The sequence below is a fragment of the Pseudomonas khorasanensis genome (genome assembly GCF_014268505.2).
Taxonomy (GTDB): Bacteria; Pseudomonadota; Gammaproteobacteria; order Pseudomonadales; family Pseudomonadaceae; genus Aquipseudomonas; species Aquipseudomonas khorasanensis.
The window spans coordinates 189,835-209,112 of record NZ_JABWQP020000004.1 but is presented as its reverse complement, the minus strand read 5'-3'; the positions used below and the strand labels follow the sequence as shown (position 1 = coordinate 209,112).

The 19,278-nt window shown below is 60.7% G+C and carries 14 protein-coding genes, 1 tRNA gene and 2 pseudogenes; 4 read left to right on the top strand and 13 right to left on the bottom strand.

The window, feature by feature from the left end:
• The first annotated feature begins 113 nt into the window (after window positions 1–113).
• The 3 genes from HU727_RS12465 (at window position 114) to HU727_RS12455 (ending at window position 3,053) form a co-directional block, all read left to right on the top strand.
• A tRNA-Leu gene (locus HU727_RS12465) sits at window positions 114–200 on the top strand.
• Window positions 201–477: 277 nt separating this feature from the next.
• The gene (locus HU727_RS12460) at window positions 478–1,488 is read left to right on the top strand and encodes an extracellular solute-binding protein (RefSeq protein WP_186531716.1); all 1,011 of its coding nucleotides are present in this window, start codon (window positions 478–480) and stop codon (window positions 1,486–1,488) included.
• Window positions 1,488–3,053, top strand: coding sequence for an ABC transporter permease (locus HU727_RS12455; RefSeq protein ID WP_186531717.1), 1,566 nt, complete (start codon window positions 1,488–1,490; stop codon window positions 3,051–3,053). Before HU727_RS12460 ends, HU727_RS12455 begins: the two co-directional genes overlap by 1 nt.
• A 94-nt stretch (window positions 3,054–3,147) precedes the next feature.
• On the opposite strand, the pseudogene HU727_RS26120 reads toward HU727_RS12455, so the two are convergent.
• From HU727_RS26120 to HU727_RS12395, 13 genes and pseudogenes are all read right to left on the bottom strand, one after another.
• Window positions 3,148–3,663 (bottom strand): annotated as a pseudogene (locus HU727_RS26120) (methyl-accepting chemotaxis protein); the annotation flags it as partial.
• Window positions 3,664–4,053: 390 nt separating this feature from the next.
• A pseudogene (locus tag HU727_RS26115) lies at window positions 4,054–4,107 on the bottom strand (hypothetical protein); the annotation flags it as partial.
• A 1,114-nt stretch (window positions 4,108–5,221) separates the two neighbouring features.
• Window positions 5,222–6,511 carry an adenylosuccinate synthase gene (locus tag HU727_RS12445; RefSeq protein ID WP_186531719.1) on the bottom strand — a complete coding sequence of 430 codons (1,290 nt, stop codon included), beginning with the start codon at window positions 6,509–6,511 and terminating at the stop codon, window positions 5,222–5,224.
• A gap of 54 nt (window positions 6,512–6,565) precedes the next feature.
• Complete coding sequence (locus HU727_RS12440) at window positions 6,566–7,753, bottom strand: ATP phosphoribosyltransferase regulatory subunit (RefSeq protein WP_186531720.1); 1,188 nt, start codon at window positions 7,751–7,753, stop codon at window positions 6,566–6,568.
• A 312-nt stretch (window positions 7,754–8,065) separates the two neighbouring features.
• Window positions 8,066–8,935: a protease modulator HflC gene (gene hflC, locus HU727_RS12435; RefSeq protein ID WP_042557389.1), complete on the bottom strand. Its 870-nt coding sequence runs from the start codon at window positions 8,933–8,935 to the stop codon at window positions 8,066–8,068.
• A complete protein-coding gene (gene hflK, locus HU727_RS12430) occupies window positions 8,935–10,107 on the bottom strand; it encodes an FtsH protease activity modulator HflK (RefSeq protein ID WP_186531722.1) in 1,173 nt (390 codons plus the stop codon). The genes hflC and hflK overlap by 1 nt, the downstream gene beginning before the upstream one ends.
• A 96-nt stretch (window positions 10,108–10,203) precedes the next feature.
• Entirely contained in the window at window positions 10,204–11,505 is a 1,302-nt protein-coding gene (gene hflX, locus HU727_RS12425) for a ribosome rescue GTPase HflX (protein ID WP_186531726.1), read from the bottom strand.
• A 12-nt stretch (window positions 11,506–11,517) separates the two neighbouring features.
• Window positions 11,518–11,778 (bottom strand): RNA chaperone Hfq, encoded by a 261-nt coding sequence (gene hfq, locus HU727_RS12420; protein ID WP_007902656.1) that lies wholly within the window; start codon window positions 11,776–11,778, stop codon window positions 11,518–11,520.
• Between the two features lie 93 nt (window positions 11,779–11,871).
• Window positions 11,872–12,843 carry a tRNA (adenosine(37)-N6)-dimethylallyltransferase MiaA gene (miaA, locus tag HU727_RS12415; RefSeq protein WP_186531727.1) on the bottom strand — a complete coding sequence of 324 codons (972 nt, stop codon included), beginning with the start codon at window positions 12,841–12,843 and terminating at the stop codon, window positions 11,872–11,874.
• Window positions 12,843–14,750, bottom strand: coding sequence for a DNA mismatch repair endonuclease MutL (gene mutL, locus HU727_RS12410; RefSeq protein ID WP_186531728.1), 1,908 nt, complete (start codon window positions 14,748–14,750; stop codon window positions 12,843–12,845). The genes miaA and mutL overlap by 1 nt, the downstream gene beginning before the upstream one ends.
• On the bottom strand, window positions 14,747–16,177 hold the full coding sequence (locus HU727_RS12405; RefSeq protein WP_186531730.1) for an N-acetylmuramoyl-L-alanine amidase: 1,431 nt from the start codon (window positions 16,175–16,177) through the stop codon (window positions 14,747–14,749). The genes mutL and HU727_RS12405 overlap by 4 nt, the downstream gene beginning before the upstream one ends.
• Window positions 16,178–16,648 (bottom strand): tRNA (adenosine(37)-N6)-threonylcarbamoyltransferase complex ATPase subunit type 1 TsaE, encoded by a 471-nt coding sequence (gene tsaE / locus HU727_RS12400; RefSeq protein ID WP_186531732.1) that lies wholly within the window; start codon window positions 16,646–16,648, stop codon window positions 16,178–16,180.
• Window positions 16,636–18,135 carry an NAD(P)H-hydrate dehydratase gene (locus tag HU727_RS12395; protein WP_186531734.1) on the bottom strand — a complete coding sequence of 500 codons (1,500 nt, stop codon included), beginning with the start codon at window positions 18,133–18,135 and terminating at the stop codon, window positions 16,636–16,638. The genes tsaE and HU727_RS12395 overlap by 13 nt, the downstream gene beginning before the upstream one ends.
• Window positions 18,136–18,198: 63 nt before the next feature.
• Here HU727_RS12395 and queG point away from each other — a divergent pair, with 63 nt between their 5' ends.
• Window positions 18,199–19,263 carry a tRNA epoxyqueuosine(34) reductase QueG gene (queG, locus tag HU727_RS12390; RefSeq protein WP_186531740.1) on the top strand — a complete coding sequence of 355 codons (1,065 nt, stop codon included), beginning with the start codon at window positions 18,199–18,201 and terminating at the stop codon, window positions 19,261–19,263.
• Window positions 19,264–19,278: the final 15 nt, after the last annotated feature.

Genomic DNA, 19,278 nt, shown 5'->3' with positions numbered 1-19,278 from the left:
CTCATGGAAAGCTTTTGCTCAACCTGATTTATTAAAATTAAATCAGGGGTTTACAGATCAAAAACGGCTCCGTATAGTGCGCCACATCAACAGCGGTGACGCTTGCGATGATTGCCCAGATGGTGAAATTGGTAGACACGCCAGCTTCAGGTGCTGGTGACCTTACGGTCGTGGAAGTTCGAGTCTTCTTCTGGGCACCAATTCAAATTCAAGGTTCAGACCTTGGATTTCACAAAAACCCGCGAAAGCGGGTTTTTGCGTTTCTGCGCTCCGCAATCCTCCTCATCGCCTGTAGGAGCTGACGAGTGCAACGAGGCTGCGATCCCTGACCTTGTTTTTTCCTGACAATCAAAAACAAGATCGCAGCCTTCGACAGCGCCTACACGATCGCCAGTCGCCTCACAAGGCGCACATGAGAAACAATATCGTTTATCATTGTTGCAAGATTTTGCAATGCGACAGTGAGGAACCCTGCGAATGACGTTTCGAAATACCCTGCGCCGAGGCCTGACCTTCACCCTCCTCGGCCTGGCACTCGCCACTCCCCTCACCCAGGCTGCCGATGCGGTTTCCCTGACTCTTTACAACGGCCAGCACAAGGAAGTCGGCGACGCGATTGCCAAGGCGTTCGAAGCCAGGACCGGCATTCACGTCAACGTGCGCAAGGGCAGCAGCAATCAGCTCGCCAGCCAGATTATCGAAGAGGGCGACCGCTCCCCTGCCGACGTGATCTACACCGAAGAGTCGCCACCGCTGAACAATCTGGGTGAGCAAGGCCTGCTGGCCAAAGCCGATGACGCCACTCTGGCCGTGCTGCCGGAAAAGTACGTGGCCGCCAACGGCACCTGGATCGGCGTCACCGCCCGGGTTCGCGTTGTTGCGTTCAACCCTAAACTGATCGATGAGAAAGACCTGCCCAAATCGATCATGGAGTTCTCTGAGCCGCAGTGGCAGGGCAAGGTCGGCTTTGTCCCGACCAGTGGTGCCTTTCAGGAGCAGGCTGTCGCAATCATCAAAATGCACGGTCGCGACGCCGCTGAAGAATGGCTGACCGGCTTGCGCGCATTCGGCAAGACCTACAGCAACAACATGGTCGCCCTCAAAGCCGTGGAAAACGGCGAAGTCGCTACAGTGCTGGTAAACAACTATTACTGGTTTGCCCTGCAACGCGAGAAGGGCAAGCTTGATTCCAGACTGCATTACTTCACTGGCGGTGACGCGGGCGGCTTGATCACCGTATCCAGCGCTGCCGTGTTGAAGTCCAGTAAACATCCAAAGGAAGCTCAGCAATTCCTGGCCTTTATGGCCAGCGAAGAAGGACAGCGTGTGATCACCCAGACGACGGCCGAATATCCGCTGCATAAAGGCATGGAATCGGATCGCGGCCTCAAGCCGTTCAGTGAGCTGGAAGCGCCAGACGTCACGCCGGCCGACCTTGGCAACGCCGAAGAAGCACTGGAGCTGGAACGCGAAGTTGGCCTGAACTGATGGCAACATCGTTATCGGCCCCCGCCGCGCGCGGGGGTTACGTGCCAAAAAGTAAACGGCCGTCGATCTGGCTGGTGCTGCCGGTGTTGCTGCTTGTGGTCATGAGCCTGCTGCCACTCGCCTATGTCGGATTGAAAGCCTGGCAGGCCGGCTGGGCCGAGGCGCTGCACTTGTTGTGGCGCCCGTATGTGTTTGGTCTGTTGCGAAATACGTTGGCACTGATGGTGGGCGTGACCATCACTTGCGGCGTGGTCGGTCTATCACTCGCCTGGCTGCTGGAGCGCAGCAACTTGCCCGGCCGACGCCTGTGGGGTGTGATCCTGTGCCTGCCGTTTGCGGTGCCGGCCTTCGTCAGCAGCTTCACCTGGGTGTCGCTGAGCGCACAGTTCGAAGGCCTCGGCGGCGCCATTCTGGTGATGAGCCTGTCGAAGTATCCGCTGATCTTTCTGCCGGTCGCAGCCACCCTGCGCAACCTTGATCCCTCACTCGAAGAATCCGCACGTACGCTGGGGCAGAATCGCTGGGGTGTGTTTTTTCGCGTCACCCTTCCACTGCTGTGGCCATCGCTGCTGGCCGGCTCGCTTTTGATTGCCTTGCATATGCTGGTGGAATTCGGCGCGCTTTCGATCATTGGCCTGCAAACCTTTACCACCGCGATCTATCAGCAATTCGAACTGGAATTCAGCAACGCCAACGCGGCGATGCTCTCGGCCGTCTTGTTGGCGCTGTGTTTGATGCTGCTGTGGCTGGAGTTGAGAGTGCGCGGCAAGGGCCGGCATGTGCGCACCGGCCAGGGCGCGGCGCGACAGGCTGAACAAGTGCGACTCGGGCGGTGGGCTGCGCTCGGTCAGCTGTATTGTCTGGCGTTGGCAATTATCGGCAGCGGGATACCGCTGGGGATGCTGGCGTACTGGCTGGCGGTCGGTTCATCGGCAGCCTTCCCGGTGGCGGCGATTAGCGAAGCGCTGTTGTCGTCGCTGGCATTGTCGCTGGGCGGCGCGGCGCTGTGCCTGGTGCTGGCCGTACCGGTGGGATTGCTGGTAGTGCGCTATAAAGGTCAGTTGGCGATCTGGGCCGAACGCTTGCCTTATTTGCTTCACGCGCTGCCGGGGTTGGTGATTGCTCTGACGCTGGTGTATTTCGCCCTGCATTACGTGCCGGTGCTGTATCAGACCTCGGGACTGCTGCTGATCGCCTATGCACTGCTGTTTCTGCCGTTGGCTCAGGCACCGATCCGCACGGCGCTGAACAAGGCTGCGCCGCAGCTGGAAGAAGCGGCGCGGACGCTGGGCGCTTCGTCGCTCACGGCGTTTTGCAGGGTGACGTTGCCGATCATTTTCCCAGCATTGGGGGCAGCGTTTGCGTTGGTGTTTCTCGATGCGATGAAGGAGCTGACGGCAACCTTGTTACTAAGCCCGACCGGGCTGAATACGCTGGCGACCGAAGTCTGGGCGCATACGGCGAATGTCGAGTTTGCGGCAGCGGCGCCTTATGCGGCGCTGTTGATTCTGGTCTCAGGGTTGCCGGTTTATCTGCTCACAACGCGGATGTATCTGAGCCGCTAAAGGATCGCAGCCTTCGACAGCTCCTACATGGGAATCTGCGTTTCCCTGTAGGTGGGGCCGAAGGCTCGGGCCGCGATCGGACGATCTTTTGATCTTAAGCCCGGAACTGCCCCAGGCTTGCCTTCAATTGCGCAGCCAAGCCATCCAGCACCTTGCCACTGGCCGTGGTCTCCACCACTGCCTGCGCCGCTTTCTCGGCCTGGGCATGAATCGTCTCGACGCGCCCACGCACTGCCTGCGCCCCCTGCGCCTGATGTGCTGCCGCTTGCGTCGCCAGGCCGATCGCGGCATGAACCTGCTCGACAGATGCCTGAACCGACTGCTGCAAACGCGCACTGTCGCGCAACACCAGCAAGCCCTCGCTGGCCTGACGCCCGGCCTGACCGATCGCCTCGACCGCCTCCCGCGCGCCCTGCTGCAGAGCCACAATGTGCGCCTGAATGTCGCCAGTGGAGCTCTGCGTCTTGCTCGCCAATGCGCGAACTTCGTCAGCGACCACGGCAAAACCGCGCCCGGTCTCGCCAGCCCGCGCCGCTTCAATCGCCGCGTTCAATGCGAGCAGATTGGTCTGCTCGGCAATCCCGTGAATGACCGTCAGAACCACTTCAATCTGCTGGCTCTGCTGCGCCAGCCGTTCGATGACTTTCGCCCCGGTATCGACTTGTCCGGCGAGCGCCTCGATCAAGCCGCCGACCTTCGCCGAGGTGCGAGTGTTTTCGTCAGTGGCCTGACGGATCTCCACGACTTGCCTGAGCGCTGCCTGCATCGCGTGACTTTCCGATTGCGCCTCGTCAGCCATTTGCGACAGCGCGCGCAAGCTTTCTGCAACTTCATCACGCTGCATTCCGGCCGCCGCATCGGCGCCGGCATTGCGCAAGGTCATCGCCCCGATTTCCACGCCAGTACGCTGAGCGACATCGCCGGCCTCGCGGACAATCGGCTGCAGTTTGTCCACAAAGCGGTTGACCGCTGAAGCCATGTCACCGATTTCGTCGTTGCTGTTGATCTGCACGCGCTTGGTCAGGTCCCCCTCGCCTGCCGCCAGATCGTCCATCGCCGCGTTAAGCATTTTCAGGCGATTGACCACGCGACGACCAAGAACTACAGCCAGCAACAGCAGAACGCCGCAGCCAACCAGCGCCAGGCCCAGGCCGATGCGCCAGCGTAACGTCGCAGCAGCTTCTTGAACGGTTTGGGCCGTGTTGGCTTTCATTTCGCTAGCGGTGGATTGGGCCGATTGCAAGCGCGCCTGCATGGCTTTGGCGCTGTCCGCCGCGGCGCCTTTAAGGCTGTCACCGACCAGTTGATCGCTGCTGGAAATCAGCGCCAGAAAGCGCTTGTCGAGCTCGGCCAGATCGGTTTCCACCGAGGCGGTGGACACACCCATCAGCACTTTGCCGATTTCCACGCCGTTGGGATTGATCGACGCCTCGAGGTAATAAACCGAAGGATCGTTCTTCGCCGCATCGAGCACTTTATCCAGCGCACGCTCGCCCTGGCCTTTTTCCAGCAAGGCTTTGTTGATCGGGTTTTCGCGATTGAGGTAACGGGTCAGATGCTGGCCGGTGGCGTCGTCGTACACCACAAACAGTACATTGGGATTGCGCTGGGCGCGTCGGGCAAACTCCGACAGGGTCGGAACGTCGCTGTCCCACATGGCGCGCGGCGCGACGGAGGCCAGCAATTGCGCCATGTCATTGGCGGAATCTTTCAGATCCTTTTCCAGGGTCGCCCGCAGTTGCGCCTGCTCTTCCTTCAGGCGCGTGGAAAGGCCTGCGGTCAGACGCTGGCGGGTATTGGCTGAAAGCGCATCAAGGCTCGACGTCACTTCCCGTCCGGCCTGCTCCAATTCACCGGAGAGTTTCTGGCTGTCGGCACCGAGGCGTGCGGCCAGATCAGCTTCCAGCGCGGTGACCGTGCTCCGCGTCAGGGCAACCGCGACCAACACCTGCACCAAAAGGGCGACACCCAAGGTAACGAACACCGGCCGCAACAAACGGCTTTGTAACAGTGAGAGAACGGCTGACACTATGAATCCCTCTACTTCTGACGCCATTAATTTGATGGCACTCTTGTAGACAGATTCACAGCAAAGGTCATGCCGTCCAACAGGCATAAACGACAAAGGCCCCGATTAAGGGGCCTTTGTTTTTTACATCAACGACTTATCAGGCAAACGGATGACGCAGAACGATGGTTTCGTTGCGATCCGGGCCCGTCGAAATAATGTCGATCGGCGCGCCGATCAACTCTTCAACGCGTTTGATGTACGCACGAGCGTTCGCTGGCAGCTCTTCCAGGGTCTTGGCGCCCACGGTCGACTCGGTCCAGCCCGGCACTTCTTCGTACACGGGCTGAAGGCCCACGTAGCTGTCCGCGTCGGTCGGGGCAACGGCATTGCCTTGCGCGTCTTTATAGCCGACGCAGATGTTGATGGCTTCAAGGCCGTCGAGTACGTCCAGCTTGGTCAGGCAGATGCCCGAGATGCTGTTCACGTCGATAGCGCGACGCAGGATAACGGCGTCAAACCAGCCGCAACGACGGGCACGGCCGGTGGTGGCGCCGAACTCGTGGCCCTGCTTGGCCAAGTGCGCACCCACGTCGTCGAACAGCTCGGTCGGGAACGGGCCGGAACCTACGCGAGTGGTGTAAGCCTTGGTGATGCCCAGGATGTAATCCAGGAACATCGGGCCAACGCCCGAACCGGTCGCCACGCCACCGGCGGTGGTGTTGGAGCTGGTCACGTACGGGTAGGTACCGTGGTCGATGTCGAGCAACGAACCCTGGGCGCCTTCGAACATGATGTCTTTACCGGCACGACGCAGGTCGTGCAGCTCGGCGGTCACGTCCAGCATCAGCGGCTTGAGCAGTTCAGCGTATTCCTTGCACTCGGCCAGGGTCTTTTCGAATTCGATGGCCGGCTCTTTGTAGTAACCGACCAGCATGAAGTTGTGGTAGTCCACCAGCTCACGCAGTTTGTCTTCGAAGCGCGGCATGTTCAGCAGATCGCCGACACGCAGGCCACGACGGGCTACCTTGTCTTCGTACGCCGGGCCGATGCCGCGACCGGTGGTACCGATCTTCAGCTCGCCACGGGCCTTTTCACGGGCCTGGTCCAGCGCGACGTGGAAGGACAGGATCAGCGGGCAGGACGGGCTGATACGCAGGCGCTCGCGCACCGGTACGCCCTTCTCTTCCAGCTTGGTGATTTCCCGCAGCAGAGCGTCAGGTGCAACCACCACGCCGTTACCGATCAGGCACTGCACGCCTTCGCGCAGCACGCCCGACGGGATCAGGTGCAAGACGGTTTTTTCGCCGTCGATCACCAGGGTGTGGCCAGCGTTGTGGCCGCCCTGGTAGCGCACTACGGCGGCAGCATGTTCGGTCAGCAGATCAACGATCTTGCCTTTGCCCTCATCACCCCATTGGGTGCCCAGGACTACGACATTCTTACCCATAACACTTGTCCTCATTCGCGCAAACTTGGTGCCGGCGATGGCCGGCAGGAAAACTCAAGAAGCCAGTGGCGATACTTGCCAAAGCCCGTTCTGCAGAATCAATTGCCGGTCGCAGTCCGCATCACGGGCGGCGGCCAAAGGTTGTCCAGGCAACGCCTGAACGACACGCTGACCCTCACTGCGCAACTGGCAAACCTGCTGCCAGAGTGCTGCATCCGTACTGTCAGGCATCCAGATACCGCCAGACGGTAGCTCGATCTCAGCACGCCCCAGGGTCACCAGGGTTTTCAAATCGGTAGAAAAACCGGTCGCCGGACGGGCGCGACCGAAGTCGGCACCGATGTCGTCGTAACGACCGCCCTGCGCGATGGACTGACCAACGCCCGGCACGAACACCGCAAACACCACACCGGTGTGGTAGTGATAACCGCGCAGCTCGCCCAGATCGAAGTACAGCGGCAGCTGCGGGAAGCGCGCCGACAGACGCTCGGCAATCGCCAGCAAGTCTTCCAGCGCCGCCAGCACCGGGGCCGGCGCATTGGCCAGACGCTCGCGGGCGGCACTCAACACTTCCCGGCCGCCACACAAATCGACCAGCGCCCTCAGCATGCCGGACAAATCGGCCGGCAGGCCTTCGGTCAGGGTAATGACCTCGTCGATGGCCTTACGTTGCAGGGCATCGAACAACTGCTGTTCGACTTCACCGGACAAACCGGCAGCACGCGCCAGACCGCGGTAGATACCGACGTGCCCCAGATCCATGTGCACGTCCGGCACGTCGGCCAGTTGCAACATCGCCAACATCAGACTGATCACTTCAACGTCGCTGCTCGGGCTGGCATCGCCGTACAACTCGGCGCCCAGCTGGATCGGGCTGCGCGAGGACGACAAGGCACGCGGCTGCGCATGCAGCACGCTGCCGGCATAGCACAGACGGCTCGGGCCTTCGCGACGCAGGGTATGCGCATCGATGCGCGCAACCTGCGGCGTGATGTCTGCACGGAAACCCATCTGCCGGCCCGATTGCGGGTCGATGACCTTGAAGGTACGCAGATCCAGGTCCTGGCCCGCACCGGTCAGCAAGGATTCCAGGTACTCGATATGGGGAGTCACGACAAACTCGTAACCCCAGCTCTGGAACAGATCTAACACCTGACGACGCGCGACTTCAATGCGCGCCGCTTCCGGTGGCAGTACTTCTTCGATGCCATCTGGCAGCAGCCAGCGGTCTACCGTTGCCATTACGCCATTCCCCTTTGATCCGGGCGGCCAGCACTAGGGCGAGCCTTGAGTGAAGCAGAAAATGACCGGTTCGTTCAAAACGCGCGCGCATGAACGACGCAGCGAAAGGCCTGACTCCGGCTTCGCCCATCACTTTCCTCGAAAACGCTCGGGCCATTCAAACCCGACGCCTGCAACAAAAACAGCAATCAAACGTGCAGACGCAAAAAAGCCGGGAATTTCCCGGCTGCCGCATCATACACACGTTTTCCCAAAGGATCACCCCGCCCGAGGTTTTAGCCGCCGGGCGGAATGATTCAGGTCAACGTCGCATCAAGGCTTGGACTTTTCCAGGTAACGGAAGAAGTCGCTGCTTGGGTCAAGGACCAGGACGTCGGATTTGTTCGCGAAGCTTTCACGGTAGGCACGCAGGCTACGGTAGAAGCCGTAGAATTCCTGATCCTGACCGTAGGCCTTGGAGTAGATCGCAGCGGCCTGGGCGTCACCGTCACCGCGAACCTCTTCGGATTCACGATAGGCTTCGGCCAGCAACACGCGGCGTTGACGATCGGCGTCGGCACGGATGCCTTCGGCCAGCTCGTTACCCTTGGCGCGGTGCTCGCGAGCTTCACGCTCACGCTCGGTGCTCATACGTTCGAACACGCTGCGGTTAACTTCTTTCGGCAGATCGATGGCCTTGACCCGGACATCGACCACTTCGATACCCAGCTCCTTTTCTGCCATTTTGTTCAGCGATGCAGTGATGTCAGCCATCAACGCATCACGCTCACCCGATACGACTTCGTGCAGGGTGCGCTTGCCGAACTGGTCACGCAGACCGGATTCAAGACGACGGGACAGACGCTCGTCAGCGATTTGCTTGAGGCCGGATGTCGCAGTGTAGAAGCGCTCGGCATCTTTCACGCGCCACTTGGCGTAGGCATCGACCATGACGGCTTTCTTTTCGAGGGTCAGGAAGCGTTGTGTCGGTGCATCCAGCGTCAACAGGCGTGCGTCGAATTTGCGCACCTGGTTAACGTAAGGCACTTTCACATGCAGACCCGGCTGAACATCCGCCTGAACCACACGACCGAATTGCAGCAGCACCGCACGCTCGGTCTGAGCCACGATGTAGAAGCAGTTCCAGCCCACCAATACCACGACGACGCCAACGATCAGGGCGATCAGCGATTTATTGCTCATCAGCGGGTCTCCCTTGTGCGCGACTGCGGCACGTCAGTGACATGCGGCGTGACGTCCGTGTTGGTGCTCGCGGCAGCAGAACCGGTGACCGGCGAATTGCCGCCCGAACTGTTCTGAATCATTTTGTCCAGCGGCAGGTAGAGCAGGTTGCTCTGGCCATCTTTGTTGCCGGTCACAAGGACCTTGCTGGTGTTACTGAAGACTTCCTGCATGGTGTCCAGGTACAGACGCTGGCGGGTCACTTCAGGTGCCTTGCGATACTCGGCGACCAGTTTGGTAAAGCGGTCCGCCTCACCCTTGGCGCGCGAGACCGTTTCGTCGCGGTAACCGTTGGCATCCTCAAGGATGCGCTGGGCCTGACCACGCGCTTCCGGCACGACGCCGTTGGCATAGGTTTCCGCCTGGTTACGCGAACGCTGCTCGTCTTCACGGGCGCGGATCACGTCATCGAAGGCTTCCTGTACTTCACGCGGTGCTGCTGCGCTCTGTACGTTGACCTGCGTAACGGTAATACCGGTGCGATAGGTATCGAGGAAACGTTGCAGACGCTCCTTGATTTCACTGGCCATCAATTCACGGCCTTCGGTCAGCACCTGGTCCATCGCAGTGGAACCCACCACATGACGCAAGGCACTTTCGGTCGCGTGTTGCAGGCTGATTTCCGGCTGATCGACGTTCAGCACGAAGTCCTGCAGGTTGCTGATCTTGTACTGCACGGTCAGCGGCACTTCGACGATGTTCTCGTCTTCGGTGAGCATCTGGCCCTGCTTGGTGTACGCACGCTCACGCGTCACGTTCTCCATGTACTTCTTGTCGATCGGCGGGAAGTAGATATTCAGGCCGGGGCCGACAGTCTCGTAGTACTTGCCGAAGCGCAGCACCACGGCTTGCTCCTGTTCGTCCACCACGTAAACCGCGCTGTACAGCCAGACAGCCGCCAGCACGACCAGGCCGATGCCGAGCAGACCGCCGAAGCCGCCACTGCGCTTGCCCGAACCACCGCCGTCATCACCGCGTTTTTTACCACCACCGAACAACCCGTTCAGGCTTTCCTGCAGCTTTCGGAAGGCCTCGTCGAGATCCGGTGGCCCCTTGCGGTCGCCGTTATTGCGGCGCTTGCCACCCCAGGGATCCTGATTATTCGAGTTGCCACCCGGCTCATTCCAAGCCATAGCGCTCTCCATCTGATAAAGCAAAGACGCACCCACGGCGCGCCGACCAATGCTACAGAATGCCTGCCGTTGCGGCACAACCGCTTTTTCAGGCTTTTATTGCAAAGTGTGTTGCTCGATGAATTCCATCGGCTGCAATCCCTCGCGGCTTACCAGTCGATTCAACTCAACCCGGGGCAAACGAACGGTCAGCAGACTGACGCCCTCTTCATCGTGTTCTTCTTTTTGCACCGCGCCGAGTTCGAAGAACTGCGCACGCAGTCGAGCGAATTGTTGCGGCAAGCGCAATGTGCCGACAAACAAATCACTGCCCAGCAACTCGGCAATGGCTTGCTCAAGCAATTCCAGACCGCTGCCATCACGCGCCGAGAGCCAGACCCGTTGCGGCTTGCCGTCGGCATCGCGCTGGATTTGTGGCTCAACGCCTTCAAGCAAATCGAGTTTGTTATAGACCTCGAGGATCGGCAAGTCCTGAGCGCCAATCTCGCCCAGCACCACCATCACCTGTTCGATCTGCAACATGCGATCCGGTTCAGCCGCATCGATAACGTGCAACAGCAAGTCGGAGTTGCTCGACTCTTCGAGCGTAGACCGAAATGCTTCGACCAGCTTGTGGGGCAGGTGCCGGATGAAACCCACCGTATCGGCCAAAACAATCGGCCCGAGGTCGTCGATGTCCAGGCGGCGCAAAGTCGGATCCAGCGTGGCGAACAATTGGTCGGCCGCGTAAACGTCGGATTTCGTCACGTTATTGAACAGTGTGGATTTGCCGGCGTTGGTGTATCCCACCAGCGATACGGTAGGAATGTCGGCTCGCGATCGGCCGCGTCGCGACTGCTCGCGCTGACTGCGCACCTTTTCCAGCCGCCCCTTGATCTGCCGCAGGCGAACCCGCAGCAAACGGCGGTCGGTTTCCAGCTGGGTTTCACCCGGGCCGCGCATACCGATACCGCCACCCTGGCGCTCAAGGTGAGTCCAGCCGCGAACCAGCCGGGTGCTCATGTGGTCAAGCTGGGCCAGTTCGACCTGGAGCTTGCCCTCATGGGTACGGGCACGTTGGGCGAAAATATCGAGAATCAACCCGGTGCGGTCGATCACGCGACACTCGAACACACGTTCGAGGTTACGCTCCTGACTGGGCGTGAGAATGTGATTGAAAATCACCAGGTCAGCTTCTTCAGCTTTGACCAGGTCGCGTAATTCCTCGACCTTGCCGCTGCCGATCAGGTATTTGGCGGTTGGCCGATGACGCGGCACGTTAAAAAACGCAACGGTCTCGGCGCCAGCCGAATTAGCCAACTCCTGAAACTCCTGCGGATCTTCGCGCGCCTCAGGGTCCTGTCCATCCAAGTGAACGAGGATGACTCGCTCACCACCACCGTGGCGCTCAAAGAACAAAGGAGACTCCTATCAGGCGTTACCTGGCTCAGCATCGCCTGCTTCGGATTCGGTTGCGCTAGGCAGACGAATTGGACGAACCGGCACTACTGTCGAGATAGCGTGTTTGTAGACCATCTGGCTGACGGTGTTTTTCAGCAAAATCACGAACTGGTCGAACGACTCGATCGTGCCTTGCAGTTTGATCCCGTTGACCAGGTAAATGGAAACCCCAACTTTCTCTTTACGTAAAGTATTCAGGTAAGGGTCTTGTAGCGAATGCCCTTTTGACATGTGCCGCACTCCTTTAAGGATTCAATAATAATAAAGATAATTCAGATGGCTTTGGCCGCCACACCCCCAAGGATAGACGGCAATTGCAAGGACTCAGCTCAATATGGAGATGGTCCCAAGGTATTTCAAGGCGCGTGGCAGATTGTCGCAATCAAGACTGTCCAGCCAGTGTAAATCTTCCCAACTGCGCAGCCAGGTAAACTGGCGCTTGGCCAACTGGCGCGTGGCGATGATGCCGCGCTCCTGCATTTGAGCCAATGTCAGCTTGCCGTCCAGATAATCCCAGACTTGGCGGTAGCCTACCGCACGTATAGACGGCAACCCTGAATGCAGGTCACTTCTCTTACGAAGGGCTACGACCTCGTCGATGAATCCCTGTTCCAACATATTTGTGAATCTTTGTTCAATACGCTTGTGCAGTACCTGACGATTAGCCGGGGCAATGGCCAGGTTCGCGACAGTATAGGGCAATTGTTGCCGTCCCGAAGCGGCTGCTTCAGTACTTTGCGCAGATTGTTGCTCGCGCAGCGCGGTCATGCTCCGACCGCTGACCCGGTACACTTCCAGCGCGCGACTCAGGCGCTGCGGATCGTTCGGATGAATGCGCGCCGCCGAAACCGGATCGATCAGCGCCAATTGTTCGTGCAGGGCTTGCCAACCGAGGCGTGCAGCCTCTTCTTCGATCTGCGCGCGCACCTCGGGATCTGCCGCCGGCATGTCCGCAAGACCTTCAACCAGAGCCTTGTAATAGAGCATCGTACCGCCGACCAGCAACGGAATTTTCCCGCGAGCGGTGATCTCGGTCATGGCTTGCAGCGCATCGCGACGGAAATCGGCTGCAGAATAAGCTTCAGCCGGGTCGATAATGTCGATCAAACGGTGCGGATATTCGGCCAGCAGTTCCTTCGAGGGCTTGGCGGTACCGATGTCCATGCCGCGATAGACCAGCGCCGAGTCGACACTGATCAATTCGCACGGCAGCACCTTGGTCAACTCGATGGCCAGGTCGGTCTTGCCCGCAGCGGTCGGGCCCATCAGGAAAATCGCCGGAGGTAACTGGCTCATCAACGGCCGCGCAGGAACAGTTTGTCCAGATCGTCCAGGCCCAATTGGGTCCAGGTCGGTCGGCCATGGTTGCATTGACCGCTGCGTTCGGTGTTTTCCATGTCGCGCAGCAGACCGTTCATTTCCGGCAGGGCCAGGCGGCGGTTGGCGCGGATCGCGCCGTGGCAGGCCATGGTGCCGAGCAGTTCGTTGAGGTGCGCCTGGATGCGGTCGCTGGTGCCGTATTCCATAAGATCCGACAACACGTCGCCCACCAGTCGGTTGGCTTCGGCCTGCTTGAGCAGGGCTGGAATCTGGCGGATCGCCAGGGTTTCCGGGCCCAGACGCTGCAACTCGAAACCGAGCCGCTGAAACCAGGCCGCGTGCTCTTCGGCACAATCGGCTTCGCGCTGGCTGACAGCCAGCGACTCCGGCACCAGCAACGGCTGGCCGCTGAGGCCTTCGCTGGCCATGGCGATCTTCAGGCGTTCATACATGATCCGCTCGTGAGCGGCGTGCATGTCCACCAGCACGAGCCCATGGGCGTTTTCCGAAAGAATGTAGATGCCCTTGAGCTGTGCCAGCGCATAGCCCAGAGGCGGGATGTCTTCCTGACCGGCCGGCAGCGCGTTGGCATTGGCCTCGGGGAGCGGCGCGAAAAATTCTTTATAAGCGGCTTGAGCCTCGGCGGCGGGTACGGCCGATTGCACACGCGGCGTGTACTGATACTGATAGGCGCCGCCAGCGCTGGCACCGGATGACGTATTGAACGCCGGTTGCGCCTGCGGTTGCTCGAGCAGCGCATTGGCTGCCAGACGCATTTCGCCCTGCGGGCCGAATTCGCCCGCCTCGATGCCGCTCGGCCGGACGATGGCGGTGGTGACTGAGCCGGCAAGTTGATCTTCCGGGCGCACGTCGCCCAACGCACGGTGCAAGGTGCCATACAGAAAGTCGTGGACCATGCGCCCGTCACGGAAACGCACTTCGTGTTTGGTGGGGTGCACGTTGACGTCTACGGCGGCCGGGTCGACTTCGAAAAACAGCGCAAAGGTCGGGTGACGGCCATTGAACAGCACGTCGCGATAAGCCTGACGCACCGCGTGGGCCACCAGTTTGTCGCGAACGGCACGGCCGTTGACGAAGAAATACTGCAAGTCTGCCTGGCTGCGGTTGAAGGTCGGTAAGCCAACCCAGCCCCACAGGTGCAAGCCGTTACGCTCGATCTCGATCGGCAACGCCTGCTCAAGAAAACCCGCACCACAGATCGCCGCCACGCGCCGGGCACGGGCCGCATCGTCATGGGCCTCATGCAGGCTGAGGATGGTTTTGCCGTTGTGGCGCAAATGGAACGCGACGTCGAAACGCGCCAGCGCCAGACGCTTGATCACTTCCTGCAGGTGATCGAATTCGGTTTTTTCGGTCTTGAGGAATTTGCGCCGCGCCGGGGTATTGAAGAACAGGTCACGGACTTCCACCGAGGTGCCGACAGGATGCGCCGCGGGCTGAACCCGAGGTGCCATGTCACGGCCTTCGGTCTCGACCTGCCAGGCCTGATCGGCATCGCGGGTGCGCGAGGTCAGGGTCAAGCGCGCCACGGAGCTGATCGATGCCAGCGCCTCGCCACGAAAACCCAGGCTCATCACCTGCTCAAGATCTTCGAGATTGCGAATCTTGCTGGTGGCGTGACGGGCCAGTGCCAGCGGCAGATCATCGGCGGAAATGCCGTTGCCGTCGTCACGTACGCGCAGCAGTTTGACGCCGCCCTGCTCGACATCGACGTCGATGCGCTTGGCGCCGGAGTCGAGGCTGTTTTCCAGCAGTTCCTTGATCACCGAGGCCGGACGCTCGACCACCTCGCCGGCGGCGATCTGGTTCGCCAGTCGTGGGCTGAGCAGCTCGATACGGGCAGTGTTGAGCACCTGATTCATTCTTTGGACGCCAGTTCGGTGCCGGGAATGGTCAAGTGCTGGCCGACTTTCAGCTCGTCACTCTTCAGATTGTTGGCGCTGCGCAACGAGGCCGGCGACACTTGGTAGCGCACGCCGATCATCGCCAGGGTTTCACCCGGGCCGACGCGGTGATCGCGTGGCCCCTGAGCTATCTTGCCGGAATCACGCAGCCAGGCGATGTAGGTGCCCGGTGGCGGATTCTGCTGGAAGAACTGACGCACACCGCTGCTGATCGACCGCGCCAGCGCCTGTTGGTGGCTCGCCGCGGAGAGTTTTGAGGCTTCGTTGGCGTTTGAGATGAAGCCGGTTTCGACCAGAATCGACGGAATATCAGGCGATTTCAACACCATGAACCCGGCCTGTTCCACGCGCTGCTTGTGCAGTGGCGTGACCCGGCCAATGTTGGTCAGGACTTTCTGGCCGACGTTGAGGCTGGAGGTCAGCGACGCAGTCATCGACAGATCGAGCAGCACGCCGGCGAGCATGCGGTCCTTGTCGTCGAGGCTGACGTTGCCGGCGCCGCCAATCAGGTCGGAACGGTTTTCGCTGTCGGCCAGCCAACGGGCGGTCTCCGACGTTGCACCACGATCCGACAGGGCGAACACCGAAGCGCCGAATGCTGCTGTGGAAGGCGCGGCGTCAGCGTGGATCGAAACGAACAGGTCGGCGCCCTTCTTGCGGGCAATCTCGGTGCGGCCGCGCAACGGAATGAAGTAATCGCCGGTACGAGTCAGCTCGGCACGGAAGCCTTTCATGCCGTTGACCTGACGTTGCAGCTCACGCGCGATTTGCAGCACCACATCTTTTTCACGCTGGCCGCGCGAGCCGGATGCGCCTGGGTCTTCGCCACCATGGCCGGCGTCGATCACCACAATAATGTCGCGTTTGCCGGCCGGGGCCGGCGGCAATTTGATCGTCGGCTCGGTCGGGGTGACTGGCACCGCCGGCACCGTCGCCACCCGTGGCGCAGGTGCAGGTGGAGGAGCGGCGTCGGCCGGGTTGTCGAACAGATCGACTACCAGACGGTTGCCGTACTGAGCGTTGGGCGCCAGCGAAAAGCTTTTCGGGGTGACGGCTTTTTTCAGGTCGATGACCACCCGCAGATCGGTCGGCGTGCGCTGGGCCGAGCGCATCGCGGTGATCGGCGTGTTCGCGGTCTGCACATTCAACGGTGCGCCCAGTGTGGCGCCATTGATGTCGATCACCAGCCGATCCGGAGCGGTCAGGGTGAATACGCTGTGCTGCACCGGCCCGGTCAGGTCGAAGACCAGCCGCGTGTTATCCGGCGCCCGCCACAGGCGCACGCTGTTGACCTTTGAATCGGCCACAGCGTTGACGGTTACTGCCATCAACATCAGTCCAGCGGCAGCTACCATCGCGCGAAAGCGCATACCTAACCCCATCATTTAATTGGTTTCCGTTGCCAAAGCGGCACACCAGGCCTCGCCACGCGAGCCCTGGGACAAAATTGTCAGCGAACGTCCGCTGTCTTGCGGGCTTATGGTAATGGTCAGGTCAGGCTTTGGCAAAAAGCCTGCACCTTTATCGGGCCACTCGATCAGGCACAGGGCATCGTCTTCGAAGTAATCACGGATCCCCAGGAATTCGAGCTCTTCCGGATCGACCAGGCGATAAAGGTCGAAGTGGAAGGCGCGGACGTCTCCTATTTCGTAGGGCTCGACCAACGTGAACGTCGGACTTTTTACCGCGCCAACATGACCCAGCCCGCGAATGATGCCCCGCGACAGGGTGGTTTTCCCCATGCCCAGATTGCCTTCGAGAAAAATCAGACCGTGGCCCTGGGTCACGCGGGCGATCCGTGCGCCAAAGTCGCTCATCGCCTGTTCATCGGCCAGGTACAGGGTTACTTCAGACACGGTGCATGCTCCTCCAACAACTGACGAATGGCTGGAATCAGATCACTGGCCGCCAGCCCACGGCCGAATTTACCTTGTTGCGCACCGGCATTGGCGTGCAGCCAGACCGCGAGGCAGGCCGCGTCGAAAGCGTCCATGCCCTGGGCCAGCAACGCGCCGACCAAACCGGCCAACACATCACCGAGACCGGCGGTGGCCATGGCCGGGTGGCCCTGATGACACAGGGCCAGACGGCCGTCCGGGTGAGCGATCAGGCTGCCGGCGCCTTTGAGCACCACAACCGTAGAGTATTTTTTGCTCAATGCCAGCGCCGCCGCCGGGCGATCAGCCTGTACCTCGGCGGTGCTGATTTGCAGCAGACGCGCCGCCTCGCCCGGATGCGGAGTGATCACGCAGTCCTTGGGCAATTGAACAAAACCGCTGGCCAGCAGATTCAACGCGTCAGCATCCCATACCTGCGGCAACGCTGCATTGGCGGCTGCCGACAACAAGGCGCGCCCCCAACTGGCCTGACCGAGGCCTGGCCCGACCACCAGCACCGAAACCTTTTCCAGCAGGCCCATCAATTGATTCGCTGACGAGGCGCCCAGCGCCATCGCTTCCGGTACGCGGGTCAGCGCGGCGGGAACATGCTCAGGGCGTGTTGTCAGCGACACCATGCCCGCGCCGCTGCGCAGGGCCGTTTCAGTACTTAGCAGGATCGCCCCGCCAAAACCGTGATCGCCGCCGATCAGCAACACATGGCCAAAGCGGCCCTTGTGCGAAGTCGGGGAGCGCGTGGCAAGCGGTGGAAGATTAGCGGCGCTGAGGCGACGAGCGCTGACTGGAATGTCACCGAAGGTTTCGGCAGCAGCCTGAAGATCATTGAAAACGAGCTCGCCGACGCGATCCGCCGCATCGCCGGTCAACAGTCCGAGCTTCAGGCCGATGAACGTGACTGTAATGTCGGCACGCACCGCAATACCCAGTTCCCGGCCGGTGTCGGCGCACAGTCCGGACGGAATATCGACGGCAGCGACCGGCAAACAGCTGGCGTTGATTGCGCTGATCGCGGTGGCATACGGCTCGCGAACCTCGCCCTTCAAGCCTGTGCCGAGCAAGGCATCGAGCACGACGCCGCGCAGTTCGCTTTGCGCCTGCCAGTCCAGCACTGCGACGCCTTCAGCCAGTGCCTCGGCATGGGCCGATGCCGCATCGCCCTGCAAACGTTGCGGATCGCCGACCGCCAGGACCCGCACCGACCAACCGGCACGGTGCGCGAGCAGTGCCACCAGATAACCGTCGCCGGCGTTATTACCGTGCCCGGCGAGCACCGTCAGCTCATTCGCCGACGGCCACTGGCGCACCAGTGCGCGCCACATCGCTCGGGCGGCGCGCTGCATCAATTCGAAGCCCGGCGTACCGGCGGCGATCAGTCGCGCGTCGATCTCGCGCACCTGCGCGGCGCGGTACAGCGCGTCGGGTAATTCATCTTTCGTCTGCGGCATGCGTCTTCGGGCTCCGATGTCTGGCAGAATTATACGCACCTCAGCTCCGGTTTCTCTCGCCCCATGTCCGCCATCACCACAGACCTGCCCGCCCTCGCCCAATCGATCAAGGATTGGGGCCGCGAGCTGGGCTTCCAGCAAGTCGGCATCAGCGGTCTGGACCTGGCCGAGCACGAGCAGCATCTGCAGCGCTGGCTCGACGCCGGCTACCACGGTGAGATGGACTATATGGGCGCCCATGGCAGCAAACGCTCGCATCCGGAAGAACTGGTGCCGGGCACTTTGCGGGTGGTCTCGCTGCGCATGGACTACTTGCCGGGCGATACCGAAATGGCCAAGCGTCTGGCCGAACCTGACAAAGCCTACGTGTCGCGTTATGCCTTGGGCCGCGATTACCACAAATTGATCCGTAAACGTGTTCAGCAACTGGCCGACAGGATTCAGGCGCAGATCGGCCCTTTCGGTTTCCGCGCCTTCGTAGACAGTGCACCGGTGCTGGAAAAAGCCATCGCCGAGCAGGCCGGGCTGGGCTGGATCGGCAAAAACACGCTGGTGTTGAACCGCAAGGCCGGCAGTTATTTTTTCCTCAGCGAACTGTTCGTCGACCTGCCGTTGCCGGTGGATGAACCTCACAGCACGGAACATTGCGGGCGCTGCACCGCGTGCCTCGACATCTGCCCGACCAATGCCTTCGTCGGCCCGTATGTGCTGGATGCGCGACGCTGCATTTCCTATCTGACCATTGAGCTGAAAACCGCCATTCCCGAAGAACTGCGGCCACTCATTGGTAACCGGGTGTTCGGCTGCGATGATTGTCAGATTGTCTGCCCGTGGAACCGTTTCGCCCGCCCTTCGGCAGAGAACGATTTCAAGCCACGGCACAATCTCGACAATGCCGGGCTGGCGGAACTGTTTATGTGGGATGAAGAAAAATTCCTGGGCAACACCGAGGGCTCGCCGTTGCGGCGCGCCGGGTATGAGCGCTGGTTGCGCAACCTGGCGGTGGGTCTTGGCAATGCGCCGTCGAGCATTCCGGTAGTGGAAGCACTCAAGTCACGACGCGATCACCCATCGGAACTGGTGCGCGAACACGTGGAATGGGCGCTCAAACAACACGGCCTGGCCTAACCCCTGCAGGAGCTG